General features: G+C 38.6%; 10 protein-coding genes and 1 other annotated feature. Of the genes, 8 read left to right on the forward strand and 2 right to left on the reverse strand.

The features are described 5' to 3' along the window. The first annotated feature begins 13 nt into the window (after nt 1-13). The gene (locus ACTQX6_RS03650; protein ID WP_117446257.1) at nt 14-1,021 is read left to right on the forward strand and encodes a uridine kinase family protein; all 1,008 of its coding nucleotides are present in this window, start codon (nt 14-16) and stop codon (nt 1,019-1,021) included. Here the strand turns inward: ACTQX6_RS03650 and ACTQX6_RS03655 are convergent. Further along, nucleotides 963-1,838, reverse strand: coding sequence for a class I SAM-dependent methyltransferase (locus tag ACTQX6_RS03655; protein ID WP_195222794.1), 876 nt, complete (start codon nt 1,836-1,838; stop codon nt 963-965). The two genes, ACTQX6_RS03650 and ACTQX6_RS03655, sit on opposite strands and share 59 nt — an antisense overlap. Nucleotides 1,839-1,907: 69 nt before the next feature. On the opposite strand from ACTQX6_RS03655, the gene ACTQX6_RS03660 reads away from it, so the two are divergent. The 4 genes from ACTQX6_RS03660 to ACTQX6_RS03675 all read left to right on the forward strand — a co-directional run bounded on the left by ACTQX6_RS03660 (nt 1,908) and on the right by ACTQX6_RS03675 (nt 6,072). After that, nucleotides 1,908-3,083 (forward strand): hypothetical protein, encoded by a 1,176-nt coding sequence (locus ACTQX6_RS03660; RefSeq protein WP_117446255.1) that lies wholly within the window; start codon nt 1,908-1,910, stop codon nt 3,081-3,083. A gap of 161 nt (nt 3,084-3,244) precedes the next feature. Next, nucleotides 3,245-4,948: a phosphoenolpyruvate--protein phosphotransferase gene (gene ptsP / locus ACTQX6_RS03665; protein WP_117446254.1), complete on the forward strand. Its 1,704-nt coding sequence runs from the start codon at nt 3,245-3,247 to the stop codon at nt 4,946-4,948. 155 nt (nt 4,949-5,103) lie between these two features. Continuing rightward, nucleotides 5,104-5,367: a hypothetical protein gene (locus ACTQX6_RS03670; RefSeq protein WP_168964447.1), complete on the forward strand. Its 264-nt coding sequence runs from the start codon at nt 5,104-5,106 to the stop codon at nt 5,365-5,367. Nucleotides 5,368-5,724: 357 nt separating this feature from the next. After that, the gene (locus ACTQX6_RS03675) at nt 5,725-6,072 is read left to right on the forward strand and encodes a hypothetical protein (RefSeq protein ID WP_294686681.1); all 348 of its coding nucleotides are present in this window, start codon (nt 5,725-5,727) and stop codon (nt 6,070-6,072) included. A gap of 91 nt (nt 6,073-6,163) precedes the next feature. Here ACTQX6_RS03675 and ACTQX6_RS03680 read toward each other — a convergent pair whose 3' ends face one another. Beyond that, a complete protein-coding gene (locus ACTQX6_RS03680; RefSeq protein WP_168964449.1) occupies nt 6,164-6,487 on the reverse strand; it encodes a hypothetical protein in 324 nt (107 codons plus the stop codon). A 138-nt stretch (nt 6,488-6,625) separates the two neighbouring features. Between ACTQX6_RS03680 and ACTQX6_RS03685 the strand changes: the two genes are divergently transcribed. The 3 genes from ACTQX6_RS03685 to ACTQX6_RS03695 all read left to right on the forward strand — a co-directional run bounded on the left by ACTQX6_RS03685 (nt 6,626) and on the right by ACTQX6_RS03695 (nt 10,408). Then, the gene (locus ACTQX6_RS03685; RefSeq protein ID WP_117446250.1) at nt 6,626-6,853 is read left to right on the forward strand and encodes a hypothetical protein; all 228 of its coding nucleotides are present in this window, start codon (nt 6,626-6,628) and stop codon (nt 6,851-6,853) included. Between the two features lie 44 nt (nt 6,854-6,897). Then, nucleotides 6,898-7,101: a binding site (T-box leader), on the forward strand. 31 nt (nt 7,102-7,132) lie between these two features. Next, nucleotides 7,133-9,751 (forward strand): valine--tRNA ligase, encoded by a 2,619-nt coding sequence (locus tag ACTQX6_RS03690; protein ID WP_229035753.1) that lies wholly within the window; start codon nt 7,133-7,135, stop codon nt 9,749-9,751. Between the two features lie 198 nt (nt 9,752-9,949). After that, nucleotides 9,950-10,408: a MarR family winged helix-turn-helix transcriptional regulator gene (locus tag ACTQX6_RS03695; protein ID WP_294686676.1), complete on the forward strand. Its 459-nt coding sequence runs from the start codon at nt 9,950-9,952 to the stop codon at nt 10,406-10,408. Nucleotides 10,409-10,422 lie beyond the last annotated feature (14 nt).

Consider the following 10,422-nt stretch of genomic DNA (forward strand, 5'->3'; position numbering starts at 1 on the left):
TTATAGTTAATCTATGGATTTAGAAGAAGCAGTGCAATTGGAAAGACAACTACATCCCTATGGAACACGTCAGGATCTGTATAAATTGATCGTACAGGCTTGTTTGGGAAACGGACATTTGATGACTTCACCGGAAGATTCCTTTCAGGCTTTACAAAAAGAAAAAAGGATTGCCGGCAAGGATTCGCTACAGGAAATCGGTAATGGTTTTATACGAGTTCCTTTATCGTACATGAAGGAAGAGGATCTTCTATTATGGAATGAGTTGTTTATGGAAAGTGCAAAAAAGAGAAGTACCCGAAGAGTTTTTGATCAGGCTTTGAAAACATATGGTTTTACAGATCAAGGCATCGTATCACACAGTCAAGAGTATAAGGAACACTATGATCCGCATTATCGCGTTTTTAGAAAGGAATATGTCGATTATTTTGATGTTTTTAAAGTCGTTTTGCAGTCTTTGCGAGAACATCGCGTGATCTCGATCGATGGACCATGTGCCTCCGGGAAGACAACGATTGGAAAACTTTTATCTTCGTTTTTGGAATGTCCCTGCATTCATATGGATGACTATTTTTTACAGGCGCATCAAAGAACAACGCAGCGACTGGAAGAGCCAGGCGGAAATATCGACTATGAACGATTTCATCAGGAAATCAATGAAGCCTGGAATCAAAAACAACCGATTCATATGCGATCGTATGACTGTTCGTCACAAAAGCTCAGAAAGGAAGTTATTTTAGAAGAAAGTCCGATCTTGATCATAGAAGGAAGTTATGCGCATCATCCTTTTTTAGATGATATGGATGCTTTTAAGATTTTTATGGATATTGATCCAGCATCACAAATAGAGCGACTACAAAAGCGCTCTTTGGATCGTTTTGATGATTTTGTACAGAAATGGATTCCGATGGAAACCAAATACTTTGAAGCTTTTTCCATCAAAGAAAAAAGCGACTATGTGTTTAGTCGCCAGTCCATCGTCCAAAAATTCCACAAGGCAGGATACCTTGATTGTGAGTAACCGGTAACAGGTTTTCACCACATTCAATGTGTCCGCCTTTTTCTTTTTGAATCGTTCGTTTTAAGATTTCCTGTAATGCGGAAAGGGTAAAGCCGGTAGTATAACAATTTACGATTAAGAACAATGCTTCTTTGTCTAATAACTTCTGACATTCTGCCAGCAGATCATAAATCTGATCTTCCAGTTTCCACAATTCCTGTTTTGGACCACGTCCATAGCTTGGGGGATCTAAGATAATGCCGTGATACGTTCTGCCGCGCCGTTGTTCTCGTTTTACAAATTTGACGACATCATCTACAATAAAACGAATCTTATGATTTTCCAGATGGGAAAGATGCATGTTTTCTTTAGCCCACTGCACCATGCCTTTACTGGCATCTACATGAACGACTTCATTGGCACCGGCTTTGGCGCAGGCCATTGTCGCACCTCCGGTATAGGCAAATAGATTTAAAATACGAAGATCATCTCGTTTTGCGTTTTCAATCGTATCCATCATAAAATCCCAGTTGGCTGCCTGTTCCGGGAAAAGTCCGGTATGCTTAAAGCCGGTAGGAGAGATTTTAAAGCGTAATCCACGATAACCGATCGTCCAAAATTCTTTGATTTCTTTGATCGTTTCCCAGTGGCCACCGCCGCTTTTAGAGCGATGATAGATCGCATCCGCTTTGTTCCAATCCGGATTCTCAGAGTCGATTGGCCATACACAGACCGGATCGGGTCTTCTTAATATAATGGAATTCCATCGTTCCAGTTTTTCTTTGTTTCCTGTATCCAGGACTTCATAGTCCTTCCAATTCTTTGTACATTGATTCATGTTTTCTATTATAACATAGATTCTTGACGGTGTTGATATAATGTTAGTAATGAAAAGGAGCGAATCAGAATGTTTGTACAACTGTTTTGTAAGGATAGAAATCAAAAAGAAAAAGATGAATTGTATCAGGTGCTGGGCGCGATTGCCCATCGTGAAAATGTTCAGATCGAAGAACGTGGCGATGTTGTAGAGATCGATGTCTGTCCACAAGGTAAGATCATTGTTCATGAAGAAGACAGAGAGGTCATTTTAAGTGCTAATACCCGTCATGCCGGTGCCGGTTTTCATGCGTTTTGCGTTGATATCTTTATGGATATTCAACAAGAACTGAACGGAGAATTTGAACTGGTGGATGATCTGGAGTTTGATCAGGATGGAAACTTTCATCGTCTGCATCATCTGTATGAAGATGAGTTAGACTATTTAAGAGGCAATCTAGTGAAGCGAGAACCTGTCTTCTATAAGAACTATTTATACGATGAAACTTACTTTTTGCCGATGGAAAAAGAGAATGCGATTGCGACACCGATCGGTTATATCGACACCAAAGAGTTTTTACATATGGATCCGCATGATTTGATGGATCTGTTTTATGTATGGAATGAATGGGATATGGATGCATCCTACTATAAAAATGCAGCTTTAACTTTATTGGCTAAAGAAGGATATGGGCCTTATGCTTTGATGAACGATCATACGCATAAAATGGCAAATATGATCTGTGATTATATCGAACTGGCTTATAAGATGGATTCTTCCATCCCGTTACCGGTCAAAGAATATCGTTTCTACATTCAACTTCTGCAAAGAGAAGATCAGCTAAAAGATCCGGTGAACATGGAACAGGAAGTATATCAATATCGTTTGATGGAAGTATATCACCTGTTTGAAAATGTAAAGGTCGTGGCGTTAGGTGCCTGTGAAAGAAGCTATGATCCGGTGACACAATCGCTTTGTCTGATGTCAGCTCGAAAGGAAGAACATGAGTGGGACTACTTGATTCAGGCATCTAAACAACCTTTGATTTGTTCACAATTGGATCAGCTGGAAAAAAAGGAACCGATTCAATATCGTGATAAGTCCGTTTGGATACATGAATATAAAGAAGATGGTATCTTCTTTTTAGAGGCCAAAATCGTTTCTATGGAAGAAGAGCTTTTCTTTCATTGTACGCTGAAAGAAGAGAAACAAATTCCGTATTTAAAACAATGTATCAAGGAAAGTGAGTTTGCGATCCTGGATTAAAAACAGAAAAAATGGATGGAAAACAGGGCTTGTTTTTAACGATGTAACACTTCATCTTAGAAATGATGTGAAACCGCTTTTAAAAATTGTAAAAAGTGATCAAAAGTGATAAAATTTGTACGAGTATAGAGCTAAGTACTTTAAAAATAGGAGGATTTTACATGTTAAAAGGTATTGCGGCAAGTGCTGGTGTATCCGTAGCTAAGGTCTATAAACTGGAAACACCAAATGTAGTAATCGAAAAGAAACAGGGAGATGCCGAATCAGAAATCAAAAAATTTGATGAAGCTTTGGAGAAAACAAAAAAAGACATTGAAGGTGTCAAAGAAAGAGCTGCAAAACGCTTAAGTGAAGAAGAACTGGCTGTATTTGATGCGCATCTGATGATGGCAGGTGACCCAGAATTAGCCGGACAGATCAAAAATATGATTCAGAATGAATCAGTGAATGCGGAATATGCAACGGAAGTAGTTGCTACACAGATGGTTGAAATGTTCGAAAGCATGGATAACGAATATTTCAAGGAAAGAGCTGCAGACGTTAAGGACGTAACATTCCGTTTGAAATGTAATCTGTTAGGTTTGGTCATTCCGGATCTGACAAGCATTGATGAAGATTCAATCATCGTTGCTCACGACTTAACACCAAGTGATACGGCACAGTTAAACGAATATGTAAAAGGCTTTGCCACAGAAATCGGTGGAAAGACTTCACATTCTGCCATCATGGCAAACTCTTTGGAAATTCCTGCCGTTGTAGGATGCCCAGGTGTTATGGATGCAGTTAAGACAGGTGATGTATTGGCCTTAGATGCTTTAGATGGTGTTGTGGAAGTAAATCCAGATGAAGCTACAATCAAGGCATATAACGAAAAAGCAGAAGCTTATGCCAAAGAAAAAGAAGAATTAAAGGTTCTGGTTTCTGAAAAATCAGTGACAAAAGATGGCCATGAAGTAGAATTGGCCGGAAACATCGGTGGTTTCAAAGATGTAGAAGGCGTATTGAAAAACGGTGGTGAAGGAGTCGGCTTGTTCCGTACGGAATTCTTATACATGGATTCGGATCACTTCCCAACAGAAGATGAACAATTTGAAGCTTACAAACAAGTTCTGGAAGGAATGCAGGGTAAACGTGTAGTTGTTCGTACACTGGATATCGGTGGTGACAAACACTTGTCTTACTATGAATTCCCACAGGAAATGAACCCATTCTTAGGATATCGTGCAATTCGTTTGTGCTTAAAGGAACAAGATATCTTCCGTACACAGCTTCGTGCTTTGTGCCGTGCTTCCGTTTATGGAAGACTGTGCATCATGTTCCCAATGATCGCAACGGTTAAAGAATTCTGCGATGCCAAAGCTATTTTTGAAGATGTGAAGAAAGAACTGATCGCCGAAGGTGTTCAGGTAGCTGATAATATCGAAGTAGGTATGATGGTTGAAATTCCTGCCGCTGCCGTATTAGCTGATCAGTTTGCCCAATATGCAGACTTCTTCTCTATCGGTACCAATGACTTGATTCAGTACTCTATGGCTGCTGACCGTATGTCTGAACATGTATCTTACTTGTACCAGCCATATAACCCAAGTGTACTTCGTCTGATTGCCAACACGATCAAAGGTGCTCATTCACAAGGTAAATGGGCTGGTATGTGTGGTGCCATGGCCGGAGAACCGAATGCCGTACCGATTCTGTTAGGATTGGGATTGGATGAATTCTCTATGAGCGCAACACAGATCCTGAAGGCTCGTAAAGTTGTCAAATCTTTGAGCTACGAAGAAATGAAAGATTTAGCTCAGGAATGCTTGAACAAACAAACAGCTGAAGAAGTATTAGAATACGTACAATCTAAAGTAGAACAGTAAATATCCTTTGAGGTATAGGGTTTGGCTCTATACCTTTTTTATTTTGCCAACACAAGAACCAATCACATGAGACTTTTATCAAGTATCTTAAAAAAAATAAATTTAATTCATAGTTTACCGATTTATTTTCGTATATATATGTAGGAGGGTCTCATATGATAGAATTAAATGCACTTGGTTTTTCTTTGAATAGTGATAAACGATTCTTTGATGCACAAAGCAAAAAGATATTATCGTTTAAATCAATTCAGGCTTGTATTCTTCAACAATGTTTAGAGGAATTCAAACATCTATCGCTTGATCAAATCATTGACTTGATGCAGCCATCTTCCTTACATCCTCAGCTTTTTTCACACAATGTAGAAGATACCAGCATTCCGGATGCGATTATCAGATATGATTTTTTGTACTCTATCTAACATCCGCTTGACAATCATCGAGAGATTTTAATTCATTTGGAAGCACAGGGACAGGACACATATCGATATGCGTTGCCACGCAGATGTCGATATTACATGTCAAGGTTGATTTCAGGACAAAAGAATGATCCTTTAGGATTTCAAAATTCTGATTTTGATGAAATCATAGATATTCGTTCTATCTGGATTTGTCTTCATCATGCGCATCAAAAAGATAATTGTTTTTTAGAATATCGAACGCAGGAGCATGTAAGAAGAGGTAACTTTCACTTTGATCCGGAATGTTACGACTTTTCTCAAATCTATCTTTTGTATCCTTGTATCCATACTGATGCCAATATTTACTTGGAGGAAATTATGAATCGACCAAAAGATATTATGGAATTTCTTTTTTTATTGTTTTTATCAAATCGAGAATTTGATGAAATACGACTTATCCTAGAGAAAAAATATGATATAGTGGTAACGGAAGAACTAAAAACGGAGGTAGAGAAGATGTGTACATTTTCAGAGGGTGCTTTTTTGGCTTGGCAGGAAAGAGGACTTGAACAAGGGTTAGAAAAAGGTAAAGTAGAAACCTTGGTCGATAATATCTCCAGTTTATTAGAAAGTGGACTTATTTCCGATGTGCAACAAGCCTTTTCCATTTTACATGTCAAAAAAGACTTACAGTCAAAAGTATTACAACATCTCCAGCTTCATTGATTACATAAGAAAATAAAGAATCATTCATTGATAGAACCTATTTTAAAAGGAGACTGATGATCAATTTTAAGTCTCCTTTTTAATGATGTGTCTAAGAAATGGATTTTTGTACTTGCTCCTGAAGTGCTCTGGCTTCTTTAATAGCTTTATGATAGTCCAGATTGTTTCGAATATAAGGCTCTTTGTTCCAAACGAGGTCTTTTATACTTTGATCATCACAGGTAATGCGCAGAATGATCTGCACAGGTTCATCTCCATTAGACATTGATTGACTCAGTGCATTGGCCAGAGAATTCAAAACAGTTTTAGAAGCAGGTTTCTTAACCGGGACGATCTTCAGCTCAATTTTTTGTATTGATGCGACATTGCATGATAGATCCTCTGATTTGATGATGTTGTTTTCTAATGTGATCATACAAATACCTACCTTTCTACTTTTTTTATAACACGTAGAATATCAAAAGTATAGTTATTTTTTACATTCTTTTAACACAGCAGTGTCCATGCTTTAACTTCCAGGACGTATGATAAAGACAAAGTTGAGGTAGGGAAAATGTTGTATGTCATGGGATTTTGTAGTATTTCATTAAGTGTTTTGAGTTATGCGCGTTCTAAGTTCTCTTCAAGTCTGATTCGAGAACGTTTAGAGATCATCGCATGTACATTCTTATTGGTGGGATTGATCTTTCTGGTGGGAACCTTTGGAATCTCAATGAGTGCTGTTTTAGCTTCCAGTTTGTTTATCTGTCTTGTGGCTCTTGTCTTTCAATTTCTGATTTAAAAATTAAACTTGAAATTTGATTCCTTTTAACATAAACTATACACATAAATGCGAGGAATAGAAGGAGTAGTTTTTCCGGAAGTTGTAGAGAGTTTCTGGTTGGTGAAAAGAAGCACAAAGGGAAGATGAAGGTAGTCTAGGAGCAGGTCTTTGAGTTGAGTAGAAGACATCGCAGACACAGCGTTATGTGTAATGAGGTATGTTTTACATACGAATTTAGGTGGTACCACGTCAAGCACGTCCTAATCGGATGTGCTTTTTTTATGAAGGAGGATGACTATGGAAAAAGAAATGGCACCCAAGTATGATCATTTACAAGTAGAATCCGGTAAATATCAAAATTGGATCGACCAAGGTTATTTTACAGCCGGGGATCTTTCAAAAAGACCGTATTGTATTGTGATCCCGCCACCCAATGTAACCGGTAAGCTACATTTGGGTCATGCCTGGGATACGACATTGCAGGATATTATTTGTCGGTATAAACGTTTACAGGGCTATGATGTGTTGTGGGTAGCTGGTATGGATCATGCCGGTATTGCGACACAGGCCAAGGTAGATGCTCGTTTAAAAGACGAGGGTATTTCTCGTTATGATATTGGCCGTGAGAAATTTTTGGATCGCGCCTGGGAATGGAAAGAAGAATATGCTGCAACGATTCGTAAACAATGGGCTAAATTAGGCTTGTCTTTAGATTATACAAGAGAACGCTTTACATTAGATGAAGGATTGAGCCATGCGGTACGAAAAGTCTTTGTCGATCTGTATAATGATGGCCTGATCTATCAGGGCGAAAGAATCATCAACTGGGATCCGGAAGCCAAGACCGCTTTATCCAATATTGAGGTTGAGCATAAAGAGATCAAAGGTCACATGTACTACTTTAAATATAAAGTGGTGGAAACCGGAAAAGAACTGGTGATTGCTACAACACGTCCGGAGACAATGTTTGCCGACCAGGCTATCTTTGTACACCCGGATGATGAACGTTATAAGGATATCATTGGCCTGCATGCGATTAATCCGGCCAATGAGGAAGAATTGCCGATCATGGCGGATGACTATATCGATATGGACTTTGGTACAGCTGTTATGAAGTGTACCCCGGCCCACGATCCAAATGACTTCATGTTGGCTAAAAAATACAATTTGCTGATGCCGATCTGTATGAATCCGGATGGCACGATGAATGAAATGGCACATAAATATGCCGGTATGGATCGCTTTGAATGTCGTAAGGCGTTGGTCGAAGATTTTGAAAAAGCCGATGTTGTCGATCATATTGAAGAACATATGCATCAGGTAGGACATTCGCAACGTACCGGTGTAATCGTAGAACCATATTTAAGCAAGCAATGGTTTGTAAAGATGAAACCATTGGCCGATGAAGTTTTAAAAAATCAAAAGATTGAAGATCAAAAGATCAACTTTGTTCCTTCCCGCTTTGAAAAGACGTTTGAACAATGGCTGGAGAATATCGAAGACTGGTGTATTTCCCGTCAGTTATGGTGGGGTCATCGAATTCCGGCCTGGACGAATAAGGCAACAGGTGAAATCTATGTAGGCATGGAAGATCCAAAAGATCCTGAAAACTGGCAGCAGGATGAAGATGTATTAGATACTTGGTTCTCCAGTGCTTTATGGCCTTTTTCAACTTTGGGATGGCCGGAAACAACAGACGATCTAAAACGTTATTTCCCAAATGATTGTCTTGTTACAGGATATGATATTATTTTCTTCTGGGTTGCCCGTATGGCTTTCCAAACACGATATTGTATGAAAAATCGTCCGTTTAAGGATGTATTGATTCACGGTTTAGTTCGTGATTCCAAAGGACGCAAGATGTCTAAATCCCTGGGTAACGGTATTGATCCGATGGATGTCATTCAAGATAAAGGAGCGGATGCCTTACGCTTCTTCTTAACGACAAACTCTACACCGGGCTTGGATCTTCGCTTTGATGATAAGAAGATGGATGCCGCCTGGAATTTCATCAACAAGATCTGGAATGCAGCTCGTTTTGTACAGATGCAACTCCAGGATGAAAAGCCGGTATTAAAATCGGAAAATTTAAGTGCTGTCGATAAATGGATCTTGTCAAGAATGAATACGGTCATCGATCACGTGACGATGAATATGGACCGCTATGAATTTGCCATGGTAGGCAATGAATTGTATAGTTTTGTATGGGATGATTTCTGCAGCTGGTATATTGAATTAAGTAAAGCCAATTTATATAGTGAAAATCAGAATATCGTTGCTTCTACAAAAGCTGTACTGCTTACTGTATTGGCAAACATCTGTAAGCTATTACATCCTTTTATGCCGTTTGTAACGGAAGAGATTTATCAGTCGTTGCCACATGATAAAGAAAGCATCAATGTGGAAACATGGCCGGAAAAAGTTGAACTCGATGCCAAAGAAAACGAAAAAGAATTTGTCGATCTGGCTTTATCGATCATTGTAAAAGTTCGTGAGATCAAACAGGAATACAATATGAAACCAAGCAATCCGCTTGCGATATCCATTGTGGATGAACAGGGAAGTGTGATCGATCTTTCGGACGATTATAAACGCATTATCGACCGTATGTGTCATGTTAACTTTGAAACGATCGAAGATGAAGATATTTTGAGCCGTACTCTGGAAAAAGCGGTACTTCGTGTTCGTATGGGAGATTTGGTTGACTACAACGAAGAAAAAGAAAAGCTGGAAAAGGAAATTGAAAGACTTCAAAAAGAAATCAAACGTGCCAGCGGTATGTTGAACAATCCAAACTTTGTATCCAAGGCACCACAGGCTAAAGTCGATCAGGAAAAGGCAAAACTGGCTTCGTATGAAGATCAACTGCATATGACACAGGCTAACTTAGAAGAGATCTTAAAGAAAATCGGTTAAGATTTACAAATAAAAGCTCCCATTGTGGAGCTTTTTATTATGGCTAAACTGTATGGATGATTCCTTTTGATAAAATATAAATAATTTAAGCAAATTAAAATAACTTACACAAAAGATAAGTTTTATATTGACATTAGTTCATGAGATGATAATATTTAGATACTAAAAGATTAAGAGTCTTAATGAAAGGAGATTAGTATGTCAAAACAAGAAACGATCGATTTGATCAATTCTTCTATGTTGTCTTTGATGGAGTTAACAAGAAAGTCCAGAGGGCCTATTAAGGGATTTCGGGCAAGAGATCTCAGTATTTTGATCTATATTTATACGGATAACGAACATCATCAGGTGACCATGTCACAATTAGCACAAAACTTAAAAGTGACACCGGCTGCTGCCAGTCAGATCATTACAGGTTATGAAAAAAACGGATGGGTAAAACGTGTTCGCTCTACCGTGGATCGGCGAACGGTTTATATTCAGATCACGGATGATATCAAAGAGAAAATGTTAGAGAAATGGAGTTGTCATCAGGCTCGATTGAATGAATTTCTGGACATGTTGGGTCCGGAAGACTGTGAAAATTTTCACCGTATTCTAGAGAAGATGATTGGTTTTGTACAAGAAAAAATGCAGGAAGATTCGTGTGTGATGTAATGGAAAGAAAGGAA

The organism is Faecalicoccus sp. LCP19S3_E2, from assembly GCF_052121255.1.
GTDB lineage: Bacteria > Bacillota_I > Bacilli_A > Erysipelotrichales > Erysipelotrichaceae > Faecalicoccus.

What these genes read in the sequence shown, in the direction of transcription:
- ptsP (WP_117446254.1), top strand. Translation starts at nt 3,245, where the DNA reads ATGTTAAAAGGTATTGCGGCAAGTGCTGGTGTATCCGTAGCTAAGGTC.
- ACTQX6_RS03675 (WP_294686681.1), top strand. Translation starts at nt 5,725, where the DNA reads ATGAATCGACCAAAAGATATTATGGAATTTCTTTTTTTATTGTTTTTA.
- ACTQX6_RS03650 (WP_117446257.1), top strand. Translation starts at nt 14, where the DNA reads ATGGATTTAGAAGAAGCAGTGCAATTGGAAAGACAACTACATCCCTAT.
- ACTQX6_RS03690 (WP_229035753.1), top strand. Translation starts at nt 7,133, where the DNA reads ATGGAAAAAGAAATGGCACCCAAGTATGATCATTTACAAGTAGAATCC.
- ACTQX6_RS03670 (WP_168964447.1), top strand. Translation starts at nt 5,104, where the DNA reads ATGATAGAATTAAATGCACTTGGTTTTTCTTTGAATAGTGATAAACGA.
- ACTQX6_RS03685 (WP_117446250.1), top strand. Translation starts at nt 6,626, where the DNA reads ATGTTGTATGTCATGGGATTTTGTAGTATTTCATTAAGTGTTTTGAGT.
- ACTQX6_RS03680 (WP_168964449.1), bottom strand. Translation starts at nt 6,487, where the DNA reads ATGATCACATTAGAAAACAACATCATCAAATCAGAGGATCTATCATGC.
- ACTQX6_RS03655 (WP_195222794.1), bottom strand. Translation starts at nt 1,838, where the DNA reads ATGAATCAATGTACAAAGAATTGGAAGGACTATGAAGTCCTGGATACA.
- ACTQX6_RS03660 (WP_117446255.1), top strand. Translation starts at nt 1,908, where the DNA reads ATGTTTGTACAACTGTTTTGTAAGGATAGAAATCAAAAAGAAAAAGAT.
- ACTQX6_RS03695 (WP_294686676.1), top strand. Translation starts at nt 9,950, where the DNA reads ATGTCAAAACAAGAAACGATCGATTTGATCAATTCTTCTATGTTGTCT.